Source organism: Streptomyces sp. TS71-3, assembly GCF_018327685.1.
Lineage (GTDB): Bacteria > Actinomycetota > Actinomycetes > Streptomycetales > Streptomycetaceae > Streptomyces.
In genome coordinates, this window is record NZ_BNEL01000001.1 from 2,070,918 (window position 1) to 2,093,745 (window position 22,828).

18 protein-coding genes, 1 pseudogene and 1 riboswitch are annotated in these 22,828 nt (G+C 72.0%); of the genes and pseudogenes, 11 read left to right on the forward strand and 8 right to left on the reverse strand.

Features of this window, described 5'->3' with window-relative positions:
- Positions 1 to 73: 73 nt before the first annotated feature.
- From Sm713_RS08505 to gcvT, 5 genes are all read right to left on the reverse strand, one after another.
- Positions 74 to 1,387 (reverse strand): glycosyltransferase, encoded by a 1,314-nt coding sequence (locus tag Sm713_RS08505; RefSeq protein ID WP_212909038.1) that lies wholly within the window; start codon positions 1,385 to 1,387, stop codon positions 74 to 76.
- Positions 1,388 to 1,593: 206 nt separating this feature from the next.
- On the reverse strand, positions 1,594 to 2,970 hold the full coding sequence (locus Sm713_RS08510) for an L-serine ammonia-lyase (RefSeq protein ID WP_212909039.1): 1,377 nt from the start codon (positions 2,968 to 2,970) through the stop codon (positions 1,594 to 1,596).
- Between the two features lie 483 nt (positions 2,971 to 3,453).
- Positions 3,454 to 4,752, reverse strand: coding sequence for a serine hydroxymethyltransferase (gene glyA / locus Sm713_RS08515; protein WP_212909040.1), 1,299 nt, complete (start codon positions 4,750 to 4,752; stop codon positions 3,454 to 3,456).
- Positions 4,753 to 4,870: 118 nt separating this feature from the next.
- Positions 4,871 to 5,248 carry a glycine cleavage system protein GcvH gene (gene gcvH, locus Sm713_RS08520; protein WP_212909041.1) on the reverse strand — a complete coding sequence of 126 codons (378 nt, stop codon included), beginning with the start codon at positions 5,246 to 5,248 and terminating at the stop codon, positions 4,871 to 4,873.
- Between the two features lie 160 nt (positions 5,249 to 5,408).
- Positions 5,409 to 6,587 (reverse strand): glycine cleavage system aminomethyltransferase GcvT, encoded by a 1,179-nt coding sequence (gene gcvT / locus Sm713_RS08525; protein WP_212909042.1) that lies wholly within the window; start codon positions 6,585 to 6,587, stop codon positions 5,409 to 5,411.
- Positions 6,588 to 6,773: 186 nt separating this feature from the next.
- Positions 6,774 to 6,868, reverse strand: a riboswitch (glycine riboswitch).
- Between the two features lie 289 nt (positions 6,869 to 7,157).
- On the opposite strand from gcvT, the gene Sm713_RS08530 reads away from it, so the two are divergent.
- The 10 genes from Sm713_RS08530 (at position 7,158) to Sm713_RS08575 (ending at position 19,608) form a co-directional block, all read left to right on the forward strand.
- Positions 7,158 to 7,856 carry an AAA family ATPase gene (locus Sm713_RS08530; protein ID WP_212909043.1) on the forward strand — a complete coding sequence of 233 codons (699 nt, stop codon included), beginning with the start codon at positions 7,158 to 7,160 and terminating at the stop codon, positions 7,854 to 7,856.
- Positions 7,857 to 8,527: 671 nt separating this feature from the next.
- Positions 8,528 to 9,430, forward strand: coding sequence for an enhanced serine sensitivity protein SseB (locus Sm713_RS08535; protein ID WP_212909044.1), 903 nt, complete (start codon positions 8,528 to 8,530; stop codon positions 9,428 to 9,430).
- 372 nt (positions 9,431 to 9,802) lie between these two features.
- Positions 9,803 to 10,657, forward strand: a complete 855-nt coding sequence (locus tag Sm713_RS08540) for an enhanced serine sensitivity protein SseB C-terminal domain-containing protein (RefSeq protein ID WP_212909045.1) — start codon at positions 9,803 to 9,805, stop codon at positions 10,655 to 10,657.
- Between the two features lie 516 nt (positions 10,658 to 11,173).
- Positions 11,174 to 12,178, forward strand: coding sequence for an ABC transporter permease (locus tag Sm713_RS08545; protein ID WP_212909046.1), 1,005 nt, complete (start codon positions 11,174 to 11,176; stop codon positions 12,176 to 12,178).
- A gap of 65 nt (positions 12,179 to 12,243) precedes the next feature.
- Positions 12,244 to 14,028 (forward strand): ABC transporter substrate-binding protein, encoded by a 1,785-nt coding sequence (locus tag Sm713_RS08550; RefSeq protein ID WP_212909047.1) that lies wholly within the window; start codon positions 12,244 to 12,246, stop codon positions 14,026 to 14,028.
- Between the two features lie 137 nt (positions 14,029 to 14,165).
- Positions 14,166 to 15,164 (forward strand): ABC transporter permease, encoded by a 999-nt coding sequence (locus Sm713_RS08555; RefSeq protein ID WP_212909048.1) that lies wholly within the window; start codon positions 14,166 to 14,168, stop codon positions 15,162 to 15,164.
- Positions 15,161 to 16,258: an ABC transporter ATP-binding protein gene (locus tag Sm713_RS08560; protein WP_212909049.1), complete on the forward strand. Its 1,098-nt coding sequence runs from the start codon at positions 15,161 to 15,163 to the stop codon at positions 16,256 to 16,258. Before Sm713_RS08555 ends, Sm713_RS08560 begins: the two co-directional genes overlap by 4 nt.
- A complete protein-coding gene (locus Sm713_RS08565) occupies positions 16,255 to 17,484 on the forward strand; it encodes an ABC transporter ATP-binding protein (protein ID WP_249416174.1) in 1,230 nt (409 codons plus the stop codon). Before Sm713_RS08560 ends, Sm713_RS08565 begins: the two co-directional genes overlap by 4 nt.
- Before the next feature lie 192 nt (positions 17,485 to 17,676).
- The gene (locus tag Sm713_RS08570; protein WP_212909050.1) at positions 17,677 to 18,522 is read left to right on the forward strand and encodes a thioesterase family protein; all 846 of its coding nucleotides are present in this window, start codon (positions 17,677 to 17,679) and stop codon (positions 18,520 to 18,522) included.
- A gap of 117 nt (positions 18,523 to 18,639) precedes the next feature.
- On the forward strand, positions 18,640 to 19,608 hold the full coding sequence (locus Sm713_RS08575; RefSeq protein WP_212909051.1) for a YafY family protein: 969 nt from the start codon (positions 18,640 to 18,642) through the stop codon (positions 19,606 to 19,608).
- A 423-nt stretch (positions 19,609 to 20,031) separates the two neighbouring features.
- On the opposite strand, the gene Sm713_RS08580 is transcribed toward Sm713_RS08575, so the two are convergent.
- The 3 genes and pseudogenes from Sm713_RS08580 to Sm713_RS08590 form a co-directional block, all read right to left on the reverse strand.
- A complete protein-coding gene (locus Sm713_RS08580; protein WP_212909052.1) occupies positions 20,032 to 20,925 on the reverse strand; it encodes an alpha/beta fold hydrolase in 894 nt (297 codons plus the stop codon).
- Between the two features lie 185 nt (positions 20,926 to 21,110).
- Positions 21,111 to 21,620: pseudogene (locus Sm713_RS08585) on the reverse strand (GNAT family N-acetyltransferase); the annotation flags it as partial.
- Positions 21,617 to 22,024, reverse strand: a complete 408-nt coding sequence (locus Sm713_RS08590) for a RidA family protein (protein WP_212909054.1) — start codon at positions 22,022 to 22,024, stop codon at positions 21,617 to 21,619. The pseudogene Sm713_RS08585 and the gene Sm713_RS08590, both read right to left, overlap by 4 nt.
- A 175-nt stretch (positions 22,025 to 22,199) precedes the next feature.
- Here Sm713_RS08590 and Sm713_RS08595 point away from each other — a divergent pair, with 175 nt between their 5' ends.
- On the forward strand, positions 22,200 to 22,820 hold the full coding sequence (locus Sm713_RS08595) for a TetR/AcrR family transcriptional regulator (RefSeq protein ID WP_212909055.1): 621 nt from the start codon (positions 22,200 to 22,202) through the stop codon (positions 22,818 to 22,820).
- Positions 22,821 to 22,828 lie beyond the last annotated feature (8 nt).

The following is a 22,828-nucleotide window of genomic DNA, read 5'->3' on the forward strand; positions in this document are numbered from 1 at the left end:
GCCGCCGGCGGGCCCCACCACGTCGGGCTGCCCGCGCCGGGCCGGCGGGCCCGGACCCCCCGGGCGGGCGGTGCTACGCCGCGGGGCCGCCGGCGGCGCCCACCGGGGTGCCGCGCGCCACGAGGTCCGCCAGGTCGCCCACCACGGCCCCGACCTCCGGCAGGGCGAGCATGCCGAGGCGTGCCGCGCGGGTCCTGGCGGCGATGGAGGGGTCGCCCAGGACCGCACGGCAGGTGGCGGCGACGCCGTCCGCCGTCCGGTCGGTGATCTCCCGGCCGATACCCAGCTCCTCGACCCGCTTCGCATTGTGGATCTGGTCGCCGAAGTGCGGCAGGACCGCCAGCGGTGTGGCGGTGCGCAGGGATTCGCGGATGCTGTTGAAGCCGCCGTGCGTGACGAACGCGTCGACGGACTCCAGCAGCAGCGGCTGCGGAACCCGATCGGTCAGGTGGACGTGGCCGGGCAGCCCGGACCTGTCCACGGGCAGCCCGCCGGTGGCCACGACGGCGGTGCAGCCGTCGAGCTGCGCCACCCCCTCGACGATGGCCCCGAGCGTCTCGACGGGGTCGGGGCCGGTCACCAGCGCCAACGGCGAGGGGGTGTCCGACTCCGGCACGGCGTGCCGTATCGGCAGCGCCGTGCCGATGGCGGCGAGCACCAGGGGCCGGTCGGTGGGCAGGCCGGCGATCCAGGGCGGCAGCACGGCCTGATGGTCCACCTGGAGCGCCTGCCGGTAGGAGAGGGACGGGGGCAGGTGGCGGGCGAAGGAGAACGCCGGCGGCACGTGGTCGATCCGGCCGTACGGCACGACGGACAGCGGGTCGTCCTTCCGCGGCAGGCCGAGCGTGTCGCGCAACGCGTTCAGGCCGCCGTGGAGCAGGCCGGGGTCCATCACGTTGCTCGCTCCCGAGGGTGTCGCCACCTGCGGGATCCCGGTCTCCTCCGAGATCAGGACGGAACTCATGTCGAAGCCGTCACGCAGGATCAGGTCGGGCCAGAAGTCGCGGACGACCGGCCGGACGGCCTCCCGCAGCAGCAGGGCGAGCGGGCCCGCCAGGGCGAGCGCCATCGCCGCCACGATCTTCTCGTGCCTCGCCTCGAACGCGGTACCCGGCGGGCCGTCCCCACCTCGTGCGGCCTGCTGGGGCAGGCTCCCGGAGGTGAGGCCCGCCGCGGCCAGCGCCTCGCTGAAGATGTGCCGGGTGTTCTCGCCCCACAGGGCCGGCAGGCAGTCGAGCACCCGCAAGCCGTCGGGCTCGAAGACGTGGCTCAGCTCGGGGGCGGTGGCCACCAGGACGTCGTGTCCGGCGGCCTTGAGGGAACGGAGCGTCGGGAGTTGGGCGCGCCCGTGCGAGGGGCTGCCGAGCGTGGTGCACAGAACCTTCAAGGACGGACCTCTCTGATCGTGCTTCTTGTGCTTCGTCCGTTGACGGCGAGGTGTCGCAGTACGGAAGATAAGCCGCAATTAGCCGCGAAGAGGCCGTGAATCTGTTTTGAGCCGGGGAAGAGCCGAAAAGCGTGGGTGTGCGGGGAGCCGTGGTGAGAGCGGGCCTGGCGGGACGCGCCCCCTTGGGGGCCTGACGCGCCCGGCGCTCAGCACTCGATGATGTTCACCGCGAGCCCGCCGCGCGCGGTCTCCTTGTACTTGACGCTCATGTCGGCGCCCGTGTCCCGCATGGTCTTGATCACCTTGTCCAGGGACACCTTGTGGCTGCCGTCGCCGCGCATCGCCATGCGGGCGGCGGTGACGGCCTTGACCGCCGCCATGCCGTTCCGCTCTATGCACGGGATCTGCACGAGGCCGCCGACCGGGTCGCAGGTCAGGCCGAGGTTGTGCTCCATGCCGATCTCGGCGGCGTTCTCCACCTGCTCCGGGCTGCCGCCCAGCACCTCCGCGAGCGCCCCGGCCGCCATCGAGCACGCCGAGCCCACCTCGCCCTGGCAGCCCACCTCGGCGCCCGAGATCGACGCGTTCTCCTTGAAGAGCATGCCGATCGCGCCGGCCGCCAGCAGGAAGCGGACGACGCCCTCGTCGTCCGCGCCCGGCACGAAGTCCTGGTAGTAGTGCAGGACGGCCGGGATGATGCCCGCCGCGCCGTTGGTGGGTGCCGTGACCACGCGGCCGCCCGCGGCGTTCTCCTCGTTGACCGCCATCGCGTACAGCGTGACCCACTCCATCGCGCGGGTGCGGGCATCGCCCTCGGCGCGCAGCTGCCGCGCCAGGATCGCCGCCCTGCGCCGCACCTTGAGGCCGCCCGGCAGGATGCCTTCGCGCGAGACGCCGCGGCGCACGCAGTCGCGCATGGTGTCCCAGACCTCCAGCAGCCCGGTCCGCACCTCGTCCTCGGTGCGCCACGCGCGCTCGTTCTCCAGCATCAGCGAGGAGATGGACAGGCCGGTCTCCCGGGTGAGCCGCAGGAGCTCCTCACCGGTGCGGAACGGGTACTTCAGCACGGTGTCGTCGAGCTGGATGCGGTCGGTTCCCAGCGCGGAGTCGTCCACCACGAAGCCGCCGCCGACCGAGTAGTACGTCTTCTGCAGGAGCGTGGCGCCCGTCTCGTCGTACGCCCAGAGGGTCATGCCGTTGGCGTGCCCGGGCAGCACCCTTCGGCGGTGCAGGACCAGGTCCTTGTCGGCGTTGAAGGGGACCTCGTGGGTGCCCAGCAGCCGGATGCGGCGCGCCGCGCGGATCTGCTCCACCCGGGCGTCCGCGCCCGCCGGACCGTCGAGCTCCACCGTGCGCGGCGAGCTGCCCTCCAGGCCCAGCATCACCGCCTTCGGGGTGCCGTGGCCGTGCCCCGTCGCGCCCAGCGAGCCGTAGAGCTCGGCGCGGACCGCGGCCGTCCGGGGGAGCAGGCCCTCGCCCTCCAGGCGCCGGGCGAACATCCGGGCCGCCCGCATCGGGCCGACCGTGTGGGAGCTGGACGGGCCGATGCCTATCGAGAACAGGTCGAAGACGGATACGGCCACAGGGACTCCTTGCATGGGCGGACGGCGACGTCCGCCGTGACGCGAATGTTGGGGGCGCGCGCCGCCCCACCTCAGCGTACGTTCCACCGGAAGTGCTGACGAACCGGGCGGAACGGCACGCTTTTCTTGCACCTTCAGCGCCCCCTCGTAAGGGGTGGTGCGGTCGTCTCCGAAACCTCGGAGGGTGGGGTGGTTGCTTGCGCCCGCGCGGCGGAGCCTGACCCACTGCCTCAAGGGCGTGGGAGGTGCCCCCACGACACAGCCCCGCACCCCTTCGGGCGCGCCTTTATGTGGGGTCGTCCCCGGCCCACCCAGGGGCGCGGGGAACTGCGCGACGAGCCACGAGGCCGTGAGATCGCCACCAACCCAAGGGGGCAGTTTCTGTCGTGTCCGGACCACCTGTCGGTGGACGGTTGCTCGCGCAGTTCCCCGCGCCCCTGAGCGGGCCGGGGCCCAGCCCCGCCGTGGAAGGGGCCCGGCCCGCTAGGAGCCCTCGCCCACTCCCGGGTACAGCGGGTGCCGCGCGGCCAGCGCGGCCACCCGGGCGGCCAGGGCGTCCCGGGCCTCCGCCCCGAACGCCGGCTTGAGCGTCTCGGCGATGACGTCCGCGACCTCGCGGAAGTCCTCGGCCGTGAAGCCGCGGGTGGCCAGCGCGGGCGTGCCGATGCGCAGGCCCGAGGTGACCATCGGGGGACGGGGGTCGTTCGGGATGGCGTTGCGGTTGACCGTGATGCCCACCTCGTGGAGGCGGTCCTCGGCCTGCCGGCCGTCCAGCTCGCTGTTGCGCAGGTCCACCAGGACGAGGTGGACGTCCGTCCCGCCCGACAGGACGGAGACGCCTGCCTCGGCGACGTCCGCGCTGTCCAGGCGCTCGGCCAGGATCTTCGCGCCCTCCAGCGTGCGCTGCTGGCGCTCCTTGAACTCCTCGCTCGCCGCGATCTTGAAGGCGACCGCCTTCGCCGCGATCACATGCTCCAGCGGCCCGCCCTGCTGGCCGGGGAAGACCGCGCTGTTGATCTTCTTGGCCAGCTCGGCGGTGGACAGGATCACACCGCCGCGGGGCCCGCCCAGCGTCTTGTGGGTGGTGGTGGTCACCACGTGGGCGTGCGGGACCGGGTTCGGGTGCAGTCCGGCCGCCACCAGGCCGGCGAAGTGCGCCATGTCGACCATCAGATAAGCGCCGACCTCGTCCGCGATCCGGCGGAACGCCGCGAAGTCGAGCTGCCTCGGGTAGGCCGACCAGCCCGCCACGATCAGCTTCGGCCTGGTCTCCTTGGCCTGCCGCTCCACCTCGGCCATGTCGATCCGGCCGGTCTCGTCGTCGACCTGGTAGGCGACGACGTCGTAGAGCTTGCCGGAGAAGTTGATCTTCATGCCGTGGGTCAGGTGGCCGCCGTGCGCCAGGTTCAGGCCCATGATCGTGTCGCCGGGGTTCAGGAGTGCGAACATCGCGGCGGCGTTGGCCTGTGCGCCCGAGTGCGGCTGGACGTTGGCATGCTCGGCGCCGAACAGCGCCTTCACGCGGTCGATGGCGATCTGCTCGACCACGTCGACGTGCTCGCAGCCGCCGTAGTAGCGGCGGCCCGGGTAGCCCTCGGCGTACTTGTTGGTGAGCACCGAGCCCTGCGCGGCCATCACGGCCACCGGGGCGAAGTTCTCAGAGGCGATCATCTCCAGCGTCGACTGCTGGCGCCGGAGCTCGGCGTCCACGGCGGCGGCGACGTCCGGGTCCACCTCGTGGAGAGGTATGTCGAGAAGCGAGTGAGGCGAGTGAAGCGACATCACGGTCCCTAAGCGGTTGTCCGGGCATTTCCCGTCTGAGCGGCCCGCCGGACGGCCCGGCGGCGGTGCGCGGGCGCCCGGCGGCGGTGCGGGGCGCCCCGGCAGCGGTGGCGGTGGGTCAGCCGGCCGAGAACTCGGTGTACTCGTCGGCGGAGAGCAGGTCGTCCGGCTCTCCGCTCACGCGCACCTTGAACAGCCAGCCGCCCTCGAACGGCGCGGAGTTCACCAGCGAGGGGTCGTCGACCACGTCGTCGTTGACCTCGGTGACCTCGCCGCTGATCGGCGAATACAGATCGCTGACGGACTTGGTCGACTCCAGCTCTCCGCAGGCCTCGCCCGCGCTGACCGAGGAGCCGACCTCGGGGAGCTGGGCGTAGACGACGTCGCCGAGCGCGTTGGCCGCGAACTCGGTGATGCCGATCGTCGCCACACCGTCCTCGGTGGGCGACACCCACTCGTGCTCCTTGCTGTAGCGAAGCTGCTCGGGGTTGCTCATGTGGTGAATTCTCCTGTACGCGGGGGAGTGCTTGTGAACGGACCGTCTTGCGATGCGAGACGGAGCGGATGGACCCGGCCATGATCGCGCCGGGCGGGGGCGCGGCCCGCGGCGGACACGGGCCCACGGGGGCGTGAGGGGTGCAGCTCTGCGCCCCGGATCACTTCTTCCGCTGGTAGAACGGCAGGGCCACCACCTCGTAGGGCTCGCGGGCGCCGCGGACGTCCACGGCCACGCCCGGCGTGCCCGGAGCCGCACGGTCCGCGTCGACGTAGGCCATCGCGATCGGCCTGCCCAGCGTCGGCGACGGGGCGCCCGAGGTGACCTCGCCGATCACCGTACCGTCCGCGGCCGCCACCACGGCGTACCCCGCGCGGGGCACCCTGCGGCCCTCGGCGACCAGGCCGACCAGCCGGCGCGGCGGGGCGCTCTCAGCGCGCCGGGCGGCCGCTTCGAGCGCCTCGCGCCCGACGAAGTCACCCTGCTTGTCGAACTTCACCACCCGGCCGAGGCCCGCGTCGAACGGCGTGAGCCGCGTGCTCAGCTCGTTCCCGTACAGCGGCATGCCCGCCTCCAGGCGCAGCGTGTCGCGGCACGACAGCCCGCACGGCACCAGGCCCGCGCCGGCGCCCGCCTCGGTCAGCGCCGCCCACAGCCGCTCGGCGTCGGCGGGCGCCACGAACAGCTCGAAGCCGTCCTCGCCGGTGTACCCCGTACGGGCGATGAGCGCGGGAACGCCCGCGACGGTGCCGGGCGCGCCCGTGTAGTACTTCAGCCCGTCCAGATCGACGTCCGTGAGCGGGGCGAGGATGCCGGGGGAGGCGGGGCCCTGGACGGCGAGCAGGGCGTAGGCGTCGCGGTCGTCGCGCACGGCCGCGTCGAACTCGGCGGCACGCTCGGTGAGCGCGGCGAGGACGGTCTCGGCGTTGGCGGCGTTGGCGACGACCAGGTACTCGGGCGCGGCCTGCCCCGGACCGGCCGCCTGCGACGGAGTGCCCGGCCGGCCCCCGTCGAGCCGGTAGACGATCAGGTCGTCGAGGATGCCGCCGTCCGCCCGGCAGATCATCGTGTACCGCGCGCGGCTCGGCTTCAGGGCGCCGATGTTGCCGACCAGCGCGTGGTCCAGCAGGGCGGCGGCGCCGGGCCCGGTGACGGTGAGCTCGCCCATGTGCGAGAGGTCGAAGAGGCCGGCCGCGGTCCGTACGGCCTGGTGCTCCTCGCGCTCGCTGCCGTACCGCAGAGGCATGTCCCAGCCCGCGAAGTCGGTCATGGTGGCGCCGAGCGAGCGGTGCACCGCGTCGAGGGCGGTGCGGCGGGGCTGGGCGGCGTCGTGCGGCATGAGGGCTCCCGGGTCGGATCAGAGGGTTGCGAGGAAGGACGGGCACGGACGAACGGTGCCGTTCCTCCCCCTCTGTCATCGGAACCTGAGAGGTTCGCCGAGAGCCCGTCTCACGAGGAGACGTCCGGGCGTCCGGGCTTGCACCTTGGGTGGGACCGCCAGGGGCGGCCCGCTTTCCAGAATTGCCTCACCCGCGCGGTATCGGGGCCTGAGAGATTCAAGGGAGGACTTGCTCCTTCGGCGCCCCGGCCGACGGCCGGAGGCTCTCCCGCGCGGATTCGAGCGGCCTGTATGGAGTTGGCGGGCACATCATTGCACGGCGCGCAGGCCATGGCAGTGGGGGCGCTTCAGGGGATTGCAGCGGCGCTCGGCGGAAGCCCGCGCTCCGGGGCGCGGGCGGTGCCGGTCGGCCGGGTGTGACCGGCGGTGGCCCTGCGACACACGCGGAGGACGTGCGCAGACGGGTTCGCGCCAGCCGTCCCATTACCGTTTCTTTGCACTTTGCGGCGGGCAGACCACGTACCAGCGGGCCGGGAGGGCGGCGCCGGGGCAGGCCGGGGGAGGTCCATCATGGAGGGTCCGATCACGGTGCGCGGCGGGCGCGCGGTGGGCGGTGCGGTGGCCCGGCGTGCGGCGCCAGCCGGGCCCGGGGCACTCGTCACGCCCGGTCCGGGCGCCGTCCGCGACCTGCGGGGGCACTCCTGGCGTGGGCCCTGGCGCCTGTCGTTCGCCGCGGGCGACCTCGTCGTGGTCTCCGGTCTGCCCGGCAGCGGCAAGTCCACCCTGATGCGCAGGGCCGTGCGGGGGCACCGCATCGACTCGCAGGACAGCCGCGAGCGCTGGGCGCGGCGGCTGCCCCGGTGGGTGCCGTACGCGCTCTACCGCCCTCTCGTGCGCCTCGCGCACTTCGCGCGGCTGCGTCGTGCGCTGCGTGACGGGGCGGGGCTCGTCGTGCACGACTGCGGGACGCAGGCGTGGGTGCGGTGGTGGCTCGCCCGTGTGGCGGCGCGGCGGGGCGCCGCACTGCACCTGGTGCTGCTCGACGTGCCCGCGGGTGCGGCGCTGGCCGGGCAGCGGGCGCGGGGGCGCGGGGTGTCGTGGTACGCGTTCCTGCGGCACCGCAGGGCCGTGGGGCGGCTCGCGGGGGCTTTGGCAGCCGGCCGATTGCCACACGGCTGCGCGTCCGCGGTCCTCATGGACCGCGCAGCATCCGACGACCTCCACACGATCGAATTCGCCGCGCGCCCCGGCTCCGGTGACCCACTCTGAGGGTCCGCTCCGGCGGTCCCCGGCCCCGGCCGGCGGGTGGCGGATACCTTGCGCGGTTCCCCGCGCCCCGTCCGCGCCTGCGGCGCCTCAGCGCCGCTGAGGGCCCGGTTGTCCTTCATCTCACGCTGGCCGATGGGCCGGTCGCGCAGTTCCCCGCGCCCCTCAAGGCGCCTGCGGCGCACTCCGGCGACAGCACCCCGTCCCGCCCAACCGGCTGCAGAAGGCGCTGGATAAGGGGCGCGGGGGCCGGTGCGAACGACCGGCCACTCAGCGCAGGTTCGAAAGACGCCCAAGACACCGCTGGTCGGTCACCGAAGGGGCCCTGAAGGGGCGCGGGGAACTGCGCGAGCAGCCCACCACCCAGCGCAGGAACCGGAGACATCCGAGTCCACCCCTCCGGGTGGTCGCGGAAGGCGCCGAAAAGGGGCGCGGGGAACCGCGCGACAGGCCGGCACCCCACACCCCCCGGAACGCACCCAAATCACCCCCACCCACCCCGGCGAACCCCCCGGAAGGGAACCCGTACGCAACCCGCCGCCCACAACAAGCGTCACCCCCGCTGACGTCGGGTTAGGGTGCCACCCGCAGCAGCGGAACAATGCTGTGCACGGCGAGCGACCCACCACCCGCAGGCCGTGGGCGAACAGGGCAGGACGCAAGGATTGAGAAGCATGGACATACCGCCACAGGCCATGACCCACCCCCATGGCGGCTGGCCGGCCAACGAGCTCGAAGAGGTGCTGGCCGCCTCCCTGGGCACCCAGGGCGGCCACTTCCCCGGGGCCTCGGGCAGCGGGGGACCGTCCTCGGCGGGGGCCCGCATCCTGGAAGTCCTGGCCCGCAGCCCCCTGTGGGTGCCGCTGCCCAACGGCGGCGGCCCCGACCACCGGATGCTCGACCTGCCCACCATGGAGCTCGACGGCCAGGCGTACGTCCCCGTCTTCAGCTCGGAGCAGCAGTTCCGCCAGGTGGTCGGCGACCACATGGCGTTCACCGTCGCGCCGGCCGTGGAGTTCGCGCGCGGGCTCCAGCCGCAGCTGGGCATCGCCGTCAACCCGGACGGCACGATAGGCATCCCGCTCCCGCCGCCCGCCGTGGCCGAGCTCTGCCGAGCGGGGGGCATTCCGCTCGACGCGTCCCTGAGCGGCGGCCGGGTGCGGCTCTTCGAGCCCGACTGGCAGGAGGATCCGGTGGAGTTCCTGACCGCCGCCGCCGAGGAGTTCGCGGCCGGGGACCACGCCGGGGGCGCCGCCTCCCACACCGGCCTGCCCGGCACGGGGGAGCCCGCCGGAGCCGTGCGCAGCGCGCGGCGCTGCCTCGCCAGCGTCGAGGGCGACGACCCCGTCCTGTTCGTCGGCGTCGAACTCGCCCACCTGGGCCCCCTCGGAATGGCGGAGCACTGGGGCACGGAGGGCCACGACCCCCGCGAGGCACCGCTCGCCGCCCTGGGCCGCGCGCTCGGCCGGGCCCCGGTCCGCTGGCCCGTCAACCTGGTCCTGCTGGACGTCACTCAGGACCCGGTGGCCGAGTGGATGCGTGACAAGGTCATCCCGTTCTACACGAGCGCCCGGTGAGCCGGCCGGCCGCGGCGTGGCAGCATTCGGGCACCCGCGACCCGGCGTGGCGAGCGGATCCGGCGGGTGCCGGGCGGTTCGCGAGGCCCACCGCGGCGGCCGACGCGGGACGGTCCGCAGGAGCCTTCCCGGCGGCCCGCAACGCGCCGCACGGGCGCCCGTCCCACCGGTTCCGTACGTCGAACGGCGCGGCACCGGCACGGGACGCGTCAAGTCGGTACCGGGCGGTGCCGCTTAAGCTGGTTTCATGACCCGGACGGGCGGTGGCGGGGTACCAGGGTTCCTCGCGTACGGTTCGGTCCGTCCTCCGGTGCTCGGGACGGCCGGGATTCGTCAGTGCGTCACAGCGGATGCTTCGAAGGAGCGGTCAGGGTGAGTGCGTCGGGCACGGCAGCGGCCGGGCAGGTCGAGCACATGCTGCGCCAGGTGAAGCCCGGGCGCTATGACGCCTACGAGGCGCTGCTCCAGGCGCTCGCCGACCCCGCCGGCGGGCAGGTGTACATGCTGCTCTGGCACGGGCAGGCCGGTTCCCCGGACGCCCAGTACGGGAACATGCTGGTCGACGACCACGGCTACGCCCCCTGCGTGACCTCCCCGCAGGAGCTGGCCGTGAGCGGCTGGAACAGGGCGTACGAGCTCGTCGGCGGCGTGGAGGTCGCCCGCGCCCTCTACCCCGACCACTACGGCCTTTGGCTGAATCCGCACGCGCCGAACGGCGGCGTCGGCATCCCCTGGCTCGACCTGCGGCGGGTGGCCACCGGCCTGGACCGCCAGCCCGCGGGCCCGTTGCGGATGAGCGAACCCACCATCGAGATCCCGCAGTTCTACGCCCTGCTCACCCAGCACGCCCACCGCACCGCCGCGGTGCGCTCGCTGCGCCGCGCCTGGGTGCAGCCGGCGATCGGCACCCCGTACCTGGCCATCGGGCTCGACGTGTACGACACCAGCCCGCCCGCCGTGGATGCCGTCCGGGCGATGATGCAGCAGTCCATCGGCGCGGTGCCGGACGGCCTCTCGGTGTCGACCGTCGCGCTCTTCGACGAGCACGATCCCGTGGCGATGTGGATGCGGGCCCTCGCCCGGCCCTTCTACGACCGCGAGGCGCACGCGGCGGCCGGTCTCCCCGGCGGCCCCGGCGGCCCGGGTGTCATCGCCGGCCCGGGCAACCCCGCCTCCTCGCCGGCGCAGCCCACGGGCTACGGCTACCCGCCTCCGGGCGCTTACTGAGAAGCCCTGAGAGAGCCCCTCGGAAGAACCCGGAAAACCCCGGAACAGCCCCGGAGAACCCCGGAAGAGCCCCGGAAAATCCCGGAAGTACCCGTCGCAGAGCCCTGATGCGGGGCCTGATTCCGCCCCTGCGGATCCGTTCGAGGGGTGAAAATCGCTTGACTCCGCCCCAGGACACGGTGCGTCATGTGAATGTTACTGGGGGGAATTATGTCTTCTTCAGTAACAGATGCCCACGCCCCATAAACAACATGGTGACTAATCTCCGCGTTTTTGGGGTTTGTCCGGAATTTCCGGGTGTCCGACCCTCGATTTCTCTCGTCCGGATAACGGAACGTCCCAGACAGCATCACGGTTAGGCATCCATTCCCTGTCAAGTCTGGCAACAGATCACGACAGCAATGAAGACTCCCGCTCCAAGGGGCGGTCGCCCCTGCGTACGAAACGGACGGATCAGGCCGCCACAGCGGCATGTGTGGGCCGGTAACCGCCGGTTTGAGAGGGGTCCCTGCCACGATGACGGCACCACTGCACGAGCCGACAGCAGAAGCGGCCCCCAGCGCGGCCGATGAGGCGTCGGTCGCCACGGCCGGTTCGGCGGTCCAGGGCCGCTCGCTGGGCCGGATCGCCTGGGAGCGCCTTAAGCGAGACAAGCTGGCACTGGCCGGTGGCATCGTTGTCCTGGTACTGATCGTTATCGCGATCCTGGCTCCCGTGATCGCCCATCTGGTCGGCCAGGACCCCGACAGGTACCACGAGGACCTGATCGACCCGCTCTTCTCGACTCCCAAGGGCTCGCTGGGCGGCATCAGCGGCGCCCACCCCTTCGGCGTCGAACCGGTGAACGGCCGCGACGTGTTCGCGCGCGTCGTCTACGGCTCCCGGATCTCGCTGCTCGTGGGCTTCCTGTCCGCGGTGGTGGCGGTCATCCTCGGCACCGTGCTGGGCACCCTGGCCGGCTTCTTCGGCGGCTGGGTGGACTCGGTCGTCAGCCGCGTCATGGACGGCCTGCTCGCCTTCCCGCAGCTGCTCTTCATCATCGCGCTGGTCTCCGTGATGCCGAACTCGATGCTCGGCCTCACCGGCACGGACGTGCGCCTGTTCGTGATGATCCTGGTGATCGGCTTCTTCGGCTGGCCCTACGTCGGCCGAGTGGTGCGCGGCCAGACCCTCTCGCTGCGCGAACGCGAGTACGTCGAGGCGGCACGCAGCCTGGGCGCCGGCCGGCGCTACATCCTCTTCAAGGAGCTGCTGCCCAACCTCGTCGCACCCATCATCGTGTACTCGACGATGATGATCCCCACCAACATCCTGACCGAGGCGGCACTGAGCTTCCTGGGCGTGGGCGTCAAGCCGCCCACCGCCTCCTGGGGGCAGATGCTCTCCAGTGCGATCGACTACTACGACTCGGACCCCATGTACATGGTGATCCCCGGCGTGGCGATCTTCATCACCGTGCTTGCCTTCAACCTCTTCGGCGACGGCGTGCGTGACGCGCTCGACCCGAAGGGTTCCCGATGAACAGCTACCCCCCGGGACCCGTGGCCCATCCACGGCCGGCATTTCAATTCGGAGGATCCGAGATCGTGACTACCCAACGCATCTCAGGGCGGCGTAAGCAGGTCTTCGCCGCTGCGACCGCGGTAGCCGCGCTGCTCGCCACGGCGGCGTGTGGTGGCGGTGGCGGCAACGGCTCGTCGAAGGACGGCGCCCCCGGCTACGACGCCGCCAACAACAAGGTCGCCGAGGCGTCCGCGGCCAAGAAGGGCGGCACGCTGAAGTTCGCCAGCGCCCAGGACGCCGACTCGTGGGACACCACGCGCGGCTACTACGGCTTCGCGTGGAACTTCATGCGCTACTACAGCCGTACGCTCGTCACCAACAAGGCCGAGCCGGGCAAGGCGGGTGCCGAGGTCACCCCGGACCTCGCCACCGACCTGGGCAAGGTCACCGACGGCGGCAAGACGTACACGTACACGCTGCGCGACGGGGTCACCTGGGAGGACGGCAAGCCGATCACCTCCAAGGACGTCAAGTACGGCATCGAGCGCCAGTGGGCGCAGGACGTGCTGTCCGGCGGTCCCGTCTACCTCAAGCAGGTGCTCGACCCGAAGAACGCCTACCAGGGCCCCTACAAGGACAAGAGCCCCGACCACCTGGGTCTCAAGGCCATCTCCACGCCGGACGACAAGACCATCGTCTTCCACCTGCCCAAGGCCAACTCCGACTTCCCGGAGATGCTGGCGATGGCCTCGTCGTCCCCGGTCCGCCAGGACAAGGACACCAAGTCGAAGTACGGCCTGCACCCGTTCTCCTCCGGCCCGTACAAGTTCCAGTCGTACTCCCCGGCCAAGTCGCTGACGCTCGTCCGGAACCCCAACTGGAAGCAGTCCTCGGACCCGGTCCGCAAGGCGTACCCGGACAAGGTCACGATCAACTTCTTCACCAACGCCAACGACCTGGACCAGCGCCTGATACAGGGCGACTTCGACGTGGACCTGGCGCAGACGGGCCTGTCGCCGCAGGGCCGCACCGAGGCGCTGAAGAAGGACAGGGCGAACCTGGACAACCCCACGTCCGGCTACGTCCGCTACGCGACCTTCCCGCAGAGCGTGAAGCCGTTCGACAACATCCACTGCCGCAACGCGGTGATCTACGGCGCCGACCACAAGTCGCTCCAGACCGCCCGTGGCGGCCCGATCGCCGGTGGCGCCATCGCCCCCAACATGCTGCCGCCGGCCGTGCCGGGCGCCGAGGGCCAGAAGTACGACCCGTTCGGCTTCCTCAAGAACAACGGCGGTCCCGACGATGCCAAGGCCAAGGCCGAGCTGAAGGCGTGCGGCAAGCCGAACGGCTTCAAGACCACCATCGCGGTCCGGAACAACAAGCCGGTCGAGGTGGCCACCGCCCAGTCGCTCCAGGCGTCGCTGAAGAAGATCGGCATCACCGCCGACATCGACCAGTACGACGGCTCCCAGAGCCCCGGCATCATCGGCAGCCCCTCGAACGTGGTCAAGAAGGACTACGGCATCATCATCATGGGCTGGGGCCCCGACTTCGCGTCGGTGCAGGGCTACGGCCTGCCGCTGTGGGGGAGCAACTACATCCTCCAGAGCGGTAACAACAACTACGCCCTGATCAAGGACAAGACGATCGACGGCCTGTTCGACTCGTACGTCAACGAGATGGACGCGACGAAGAAGGCGCAGATCGCCACCCAGATCAACCACAAGGTGATGGAGGGCGGCTACTACCTGCCGTTCGTCTTCGAGAAGTTCATCAACTGGCGCTCGACCCGGCTGGCGAACGTGTACACCACCGACGCGTACAACGGTATGTACGACTTCGTCAACCTGGGTCTGAAGAGCTAGTCCCGGCACACCCGCCCTACGGCACGAAAGGCAGGTGAAGGCCGGCGCGGCGCGACCGCGGGCCACCAGGGGCAGTCCTCCGGCAAACAGCCGGGGCAGGCCACCGGTGGCCCGCGGTCCGCAGCGGGCCGATCGCTGTGCTCACTTACCTCATCAGGCGGCTGATCGCCGCCGTAGTGATGCTGGTGGTCATCATCGTGGTGGTCTTCTGCATCTTCTTCCTCATCCCGAAATGGGCGGGGGTCGATCCGGCCGCGTCCTTCGTCGGCAAGCAGGCCGACCCCGCCGCCATTGAGGCGGTGCGGCAGAAGCTCGGCCTCGGCGATCCGATCTTCATCCAGGTCTGGGAGTTCTTCAAAGGCATCTTCGCGGGCCGCACCTACGCGGCCGGCGGCGATGTGACCCACTGCGCCGCGCCCTGCTTCGGCTACTCCTTCCGCAGCGAGCAGGCGATCTGGCCGGTGCTCACCGACCGGTTCCCGGTCACCCTGGCGCTGGCCCTCGGTGCCGCCGTCCTGTGGCTGCTGTTCGGCATCGCGGCCGGCGTGCTCTCCGCGCTCAAGCGCGGCAGCCTGTGGGACCGCAGCGCGATGGTCGTCGCCCTGGCGGGCGTCTCGCTGCCCATCTACTTCACCGGCCTGCTGAGCCTCGCGATCTTCAGTTACGGGCTCGGCTGGATCGACGGCCAGTACGTGGAGATCGGGAAGAGCTTCACCGGCTGGCTCGGCGGCATGATCCTGCCGTGGATCACCCTCGCGTTCCTCTACGCGGCGATGTACGCCCGGATCACCCGCGCCACCATGCTGGAGATCCTCGGCGAGGACTACATCCGCACCGCCCGCGCCAAGGGCCTGTCCGAGCCCGTCGTGATCGGCAAGCACGCCATGCGCTCCACGATGACGCCGGTCCTGACCATGCTCGGCATGGACCTCGGCGCCCTGATCGGCGGCGCGATCCTCACCGAGACCACGTTCAGCCTCCCGGGCCTCGGCCAGGCCGTGCTGAACGCGATCCGCAACCAGGACCTGCCCATCATCCTGGGCGTCACGCTGATCACGTCCATCGCGGTGATCTTCGCCAACCTGCTCGTGGACATCCTGTACGCCGTGATCGACCCCCGAGTGAGGCTCGCATGACCGAACTCCACAAGAGCGGAGCTGCCGTCGGCGAACCGGTCGACGCCTCGCCCGCTCCCACCGCCTTCCTGGAGGTGCGCGACCTCAGGGTGCACTTCCCCACCGACGACGGCGTGGTCAAGTCCGTCGACGGCCTCAGCTTCCAGCTGGAACGGGGCAAGACCCTCGGCATCGTCGGCGAGTCGGGCTCCGGCAAGTCGGTCACGTCGCTCGGCATCATGGGCCTGCACACCGCGGGCCAGTACGGCAAGCGCAAGGCGCAGATCTCCGGTGAGATATGGCTGGACGGCACCGAGCTGCTCTCCGCCGACCCGGACCAGGTGCGCAAGCTGCGCGGCCGCGAGATGTCGATGATCTTCCAGGACCCGCTCTCCGCGCTGCACCCGTACTACACGATCGGCCACCAGATCGTGGAGGCCTACCGGGTCCACCACAACGTGGACAAGAAGACCGCCAGGCGCCGGGCCGTCGAGATGCTCGACCGGGTGGGCATCCCCCAGCCGGACAAGCGGGTGGACAGCTACCCGCACGAGTTCTCCGGCGGCATGCGCCAGCGCGCGATGATCGCGATGTCGCTGGTCAACAACCCCGAGCTGCTGATCGCCGACGAGCCGACCACCGCCCTGGACGTCACCGTGCAGGCGCAGATCCTGGACCTCATCCGCGATCTGCAGAAGGAGTTCGGCTCCGCGGTCATCATCATCACCCACGACCTGGGCGTGGTCGCGGAGCTGGCCGACGACATCCTCGTGATGTACGGCGGCCGGTGCGTGGAGCGCGGCCCGGCCGAGAAGGTGTTCTACGAGCCCCGGCACCCCTACACCTGGGGCCTGCTGGGCTCGATGCCCCGCCTCGACCGCGACCAGACCGACCGGCTCGTACCGGTCAAGGGCTCCCCGCCCTCGCTCATCAACATCCCGTCCGGCTGTGCCTTCAACCCACGGTGCCCGTACGCGGACGTTCCCAAGGACAACGTCACCCGCACCGTCCGGCCGGAGCTCCAGGAGGTCGGCGGCCGGCACTGGGCGGCCTGCCACATGTCGCAGGAGCAGCGGGAGCGTATCTGGACCGAAGAGATTGCGCCGAAGCTGTGAACCAGAAGACAACGGGCAAGCAGGACATCGCCGAGGGCGACGTCCTCCTCAAGGTGAGCGGACTGCAGAAGCACTTCCCCATCAGGAAGGGGCTGCTGCAACGCCAGGTCGGCGCGGTCAAGGCCGTGGACGGCCTCGACTTCGACGTGCGCGCGGGCGAGACCCTGGGCGTGGTGGGCGAGTCGGGCTGCGGCAAGTCGACGATGGGCCGGCTGATCACCCGGCTGCTGGAGCCGACGGCGGGCACGGTCGAGTTCGAGGGCAGGGACATCACGCACCTCGGCGTCGGCGGCATGCGCCCGATGCGCCGCGACGTCCAGATGATCTTCCAGGACCCGTACTCGTCGCTCAACCCCCGGCACACCATCGGCACCATCGTCGGGGCCCCCTTCCGGCTCCAGGGCGTCACGCCCGAGGGCGGCATCAAGAAGGAGGTCCAGCGGCTGCTGGAGGTGGTCGGCCTCAACCCCGAGCACTACAACCGCTACCCGCACGAGTTCTCGGGCGGCCAGCGGCAGCGCATCGGCATCGCCCGGGCGCTGGCGCTCAACCCGCGGCTGGTCGTCGCGGACGAGCCGGTGTCGGCGCTGGACGTCTCCATCCAGGCACAGGTGGTCAACCTCCTGGACGACCTCCAGTCCGAGCTGGGCCTGACGTACGTGATCATCGCCCACGACCTCTCCGTGGTCCGGCACGTCTCGGACCGGATCGCGGTGATGTACCTGGGCAAGCTCGTCGAGCTCGCGGACCGCGACGCGCTGTACAACGCGCCGATGCACCCGTACACCAAGGCCCTGCTCTCCGCGGTGCCGATCCCGGACCCCAAGCGTCGTTCCGCCAAGAGCGAGCGGATCCTGCTCAAGGGCGACGTCCCGTCCCCGATCGCCCCGCCGAGCGGCTGCCGCTTCCACACCCGGTGCTGGAAGGCCACGCAGATCTGCACCACCCAGGAGCCGCCGCTCATCGAGCTGGGTCCGGGCCAGCGGGTCGCCTGCCACCACCCGGAGAACGCGCCGGACCAGGCTCCGCAGGACACCACGCTGCTCTCCGCGGCCCGGGAGGCCATCGAGCTCGTGACCCTGGGCACGGACGGGTCTGCGGCCGCCGGCGGCCCCGCCGAGGGCCCGTCGGCCCCCGCTGAGGGTGCGTCCGGTTCCGCCGGCGGCGCCTCGGCGTCCGCTGAGGGTGCGTCCGGTTCCACCGGGGGCGCGGCCTCCGAGGAGTGAGACGGGCCGTACGCCGCCGGGCGGCCGTCCCTTCGCGGGGCGGCCGCCCGGCGGCGTACGGGAGACGCTTCCCGGCGGCCCGTTCGGGGCCGGGGCGCGGCGCGGCCGGACGCGGAGGATCACGGATCCGCCCCCGCCGGAGTCGACCATGGAAAGCTACCGCTTAGTACCAGCGTGACGTACTCTGGCGGCATGGCTGCACCCGTTCCCATAGGCGCCGGCGAGCTGGACCGCGACACCGCGGTGGAGCGCCGGAGCCCCGGCCTCTACGAAGCCGATCTCCCGACCGGCTGGTCCGCCGCCAACGGGGCCCTGCACGGCGGCTACCTGCTCGCCCTGCTCGGCCGGACCCTGGGGGAGCAGCTTCCGCACCCCCACCCGTTCACCATCACCGCCCACTACCTGACCGTCTCCCGGCCGGGCCCCGCGCTGATCCGCGCCGAGACCGTCCGCACCGGCCGGTCCCTGTCCACCGGCACCGCGAGCCTGATCCAGCGGGACGGCGACGGCAACGAGGTCGAGCGCGTACGGGTCCTCGCCTCGTACGGCGACCTCGACGAGCTCCCCGACGACGTGCGCACCGCGGCGAAGCCGCCGGAGACCCCGCCCATCGAACAGTGCCCTGGACCCGAGGACGCCCCCGACGACGGCCTTGTGCCGCCCATGCCGCTGCACCAGCGGCTACGGCTGCGGCTGGACCCGGCGACCCTCGGTTGGGCCGTGGGACAGCCCTCCGGCAAGGGCGAGGCGCGTGGCTGGTTCGCGCTCGCCGACGGCCGGGACCCCGACCCCCTCGCCCTGCTCGTCGCCGTGGACGCGCTGCCGCCCACCACCTTCGAGATGGGCTTCACGGGCTGGGTGCCCACGGTGGAACTCACCGCACACGTGCGCGCGCTGCCGGCGCCCGGACCCCTGCGGGTGTCCGTCGTCACGCGCAATCTGGCCGGCGGCTTCCTGGAGGAGGACGCCGAGGTCTGGGACACCGCGGACCGCCTGGTCGCGCAGGCCCGGCAACTGGCCCGGGTACGCCTGGGCTGAGCGCGGGGCCGGCCGGACTGGCCGCAAAGGCGGGACGAGGGTCGGGAACGGGGCGCCGGGCGCACGCCGGCGCGGGGCGGGCGGGGCAGTGACAGCGGCCTGCGGAATGCTGGACGGGTGAAGTCCGACCGGTTGCTGTCGATCCTGCTGCTGCTCCAGACCCGCGGCCGGGTCAGTGCCCCAGAACTCGCCGAGCGCCTCGAGGTGTCCGTCCGCACCGTCTACCGCGACGTGGAGGCGCTGTCCGCCTCCGGTGTCCCGGTCTACGCCGAACGCGGCCGGCACGGAGGCATCGCCCTGCTGCCCGGGTTCCGCACGGACGTCACCGGCCTCACCGAGGACGAGTCCCGGGCGCTGTTCATCGTCGCCGCGCGCGGCGCGCACGACGCCCTCGGCCTCGGCGCCGCGCTCGGCTCGGCACTGCGCAAGGTGATGGCGGCCCTGCCCGCACCGCACCGCCCGGCGGCCGAACTCGCCGGCCGCCGCATCCTGGTGGACGCCGCCCGCTGGCGCGGCGGTCCGCAGGCTCCCGCCGACCTGGGCGCGCTCCAGGAGGCGGTCTTCAGCGACCGGCGCGTGCGCCTGCGGTACCGGCACAGCGGCGCGGCCGAGCCGAGCACGTACACCGTCGACCCGTACGGCCTGGTGGCCAAGGCGGGCATCTGGTACCTGGTCGCCGACCGGCGCGGCAGTCCCCGGCTGTTCCGCGCGGAACGCGTACGCGCGGCGACGGTCACGGACGACCCGGTCCGGCGCAGGCCCGGGGTCGAACTCTCCGACGTCTGGGAGGCGCTGCGCCGCGAGGTCGAGGAACGCCCCGACGCCCTCCACGTGACGGCACGCGTGCGCCGCGACCGCTACGACCTCTTCCTACGCCTGCACGCCGCGTCGCTCACGGCCCCGCCGGAGGACGACGGCACCAGCGACTGGATCACGGTCCACCTCGGCTACGGCGCGGTAGGCGAGACCCGCCCCTTGCTGGCCTTCGGCAACCGTCTGGAGGTCCTCTCGCCCCCGGAGGCCCGGGCCCACCTGGCGGAGGCGGCGGCGTCCATTACGGCGTTGTATGCGAGTGACGGAGTGTGAGGCCGAGGGGGAGAGGCGGGGGTGCGGGTGCGGTGCGCACGAGGGGGCGCGGGGAACTGCGCGGCCAGCCGAGGCCGGCCCGCGGTGAAGGAAGAGACCGCAGGGGGCTGGACGGAAGAGCCCGCCGGAGGCGGCACGCGCGTGTGTGGGCGCGGCAACAGGAGGGACGGACGGCGCGCATGAAGGGGCGCGGGGAACTGCGCGGCCAGCCGAGGCCGGCCCGCGGTGAAGGAAGAGACCGCAGGGGGCTGGCCCGAGAAAGCCCGCCGCAGGCGACCGCGCGGAGCGCATCCGCAGGGAGACGCGGAGGGCAGGGCAAACGCACCCTCGCGCCCCTGGCGTCCGACCTCCCGGCGGCCGGGGTGAGGTAGCGAGGGCCAGCCCCGGTGGCCTGCCGCAGGCGGGTGGGGCCGCGGGGCCCGCCTACCCCAGAAAATCCACCACCGCCGCGGTCAACTCGTCCGGCGCGTCCTCCTGGACGAGATGCCCCGCCCCCTCGATCATCCGCAACTCGGCCCCGGGAATCAGCCCCGCGAGCTCGACCCCCCGCTCGGGCGGGATCCAGGTGTCCTCGCCGCCCCAGCAGATCAGTACGGGCGGCTCCACCTGCCCGTACTTCCCCTGGATCTCGTCGGTGAAGCGCTGTCCGTTCTGCGCGATCTGCCGGTAGAAGGCCGCCCGGCCCTCCTCGGTGCACCAGGGCGCGACGAGCCGGTCGAGCACGGCGGGGTGCAGCCCGCGGTGGCTCGCCGAGGAGACGTACGCCCGCACCAGCGCCTCGTGCAGCTCCGGCGGAAGCTGCCCGAACACCTCGGCGTGCTCGCCCAGCAGGCGGTACGAGGGGGAGCCCCAGGGGGCGAGCGCCACGGGGTCCACCAGCACGAGCCGCCGGAAGCGTGCGCCGTGCAGCAGATGGGCGCGCAGTGCCACGCAGCCGCCGAAGTCGTGGGCGACCACGTCGGGTTCGGGGAGGTCCCAGTGGCACAGCAGCTCCGGCAGGATCTCCGCCTGCGCGCGGAGCGTGACGTCCTGCCCGGTGAACTTCTGGGAGGCGCCGTACCCGGCGAGGTCCCAGACGTAGACGCGACGATCCCGCGCGAGCGCCCGGGCGGGCCCCCGCCAGACGTAGGAGGAGAACGGAGTGCCGTGCACGAGGATGACCGGCGGCGCGTCCCCCTCGCCGAGCGCGGTCCAGCGGACGTCGCCGTAGGGGCTCCGGAAGACCTGGTCGAGGTGCCAGTCGCCGTCACCCGACCCCGTACCCGGAGGGGACACGGCGGACAGCTCCCGGTCGCCTGGGCGACGCACATCGCTCATGGGCGGTCAGACTATGTCGTGTTCTAAAAATTCTCGAACGTGGCTCCGCCGGCACCGGACCCATCACCACCGAACCCGTAGGCACGGAACCTGTCGGCACCGGACCCATCAACACCGGGCCCGTCGGCACCGGGTCCGCCGGCACCGGGCCCGCCGGCACCGGACCCCGCAACGCCGGACCCGACCGGGGCGGCGTAGCAGCGCACGGTCACCGTCTGCCGCGGGCCCCACCGCTGCTCCAGCGTGGCCAGCAGCTCCCATCCGAGCCGTTCGTACAGGGCGGCCGCGGCCGTGTCGGAGGCCACGACGTCCAGTACGGGGTGCAGATCCCGGCGCCGGGCCTCCCGCACGGCCCGCCCGATCAGCAGCGCACCGATCCCGTGCCCTCTCGCCCCCGGGGCCACGAACAGCCGGCTGACCACCGCCGTCCGTCCCGGCCCCGTTCCCGTCCGGGCGCTCCACACGCCGGGGGCCACGTCTCCGTCGCCGCTCCTCGTGAGGCCGATGTGGCCCACGACGCGGCCGTCGAGTTCGGCCACCCACGCGCCCAGGGCCGGCGCCCCCGCGATCCACTCACCGGGCCGGCCGGGCCAGTTCACGGGATAGCCGTCGCCCCGGTGCACGTCCGCGAGGACACGTACCAAGGCCTCGACGTCGTCCTCGGTCCTCACCCGGACCATGGGGCCGGAGCTCATGCCGCCGCGACGGCCGCGACACCGTCGATCTCGACGCGCACGCCGTCGCGCACGAGCTCGGCGATGACCGTGGTCCTGGCGGGCAGCGGCGAGCAGTCCGCGAAGAAGTCCCGGTACACGCCGTTGAACTCCGCGAAGTCGCTCCTGTCGGCGAGGTAGCAGGTGCACTTGATGATCAGGTCCTTCCTGCCGCCGGCCGCCACGACGACCGCTACGAGGTTCTCCAGGGCCTGGCGGGCCTGGGCCGCGAAGCCGGCAGGTATCTCGTGCGTGGCGGGGTGGAGCGGCCCCTGCCCGGACGTGATGATCAGGCCGAGGGACCTGACGGCCCCCGACAACGGCGGCTCGGTGCCGTCCGCGAAGCGGCTGACCGGTGCGTTGCCGGTACTGATTCCTTCGATCACAGAGGTGTCCTCTCTCCCGTTGCCGCCGGCGGTGGCCTGCCCGGCCACCGCGCCGATGCGGCGGTGACGATGCGTTCATGATCTTATCTGGGTGGGGTAGAGTTTATCCAGCCGGATAAAAACGAGCGTCACGGGAGCCGACGTCACGGGAGTCGGCGCCATGAGAATTGGCGCCATGAGAATCAGGGAGCCGGACGGCACGGTGCGGACCTTCACCAACGAGGCGCGGCGCGCCCAGATCATGCATGCGGCCATCGAGACGATCGCCGAACACGGCTTCGCCGGGGCGACCTTCGCCCGGATCACCGAGCGGGCCGGGCTGAGCAGTCCACGGCTGATCTCGTACCACTTCGGGAGCAAGGACGGCCTGATCCAGCAGATCGTGGTGGAGATCTACACCTCGGCCGCGCGGTTCATGGCGGAGCGCATCCAGGCGGAGGAGACGGCCGCCGGCCGGCTGCGCGCGTACCTGGAGTCGAATCTGGAATATCTGCGGGACCACGCACGGGACATGGCGGCGCTGACCGAGATCGGCCCCCACCTGCGCACCCCCGCAGGCGAGCCGTACACCTCGCAGACGGCGCAGGAGCCGGGCGTGCTGGGCCTGGAGGAGCTGCTCAGGGCGGGGCAGGACAGCGGCGAGTTCCGCGACTTCGACCTCCGCTCGATGGCGCTGGTCATCCGCGGCGCCGTGGAGGCCGCCGCACAGCGGTTGCGGGGCGGACCGGGCCTGGATTTCGACGCCTACCGCCGCGAGGTCGTCACCACCTTCACGCTCGCGACCCGGCGCACCTGACCCCCGGA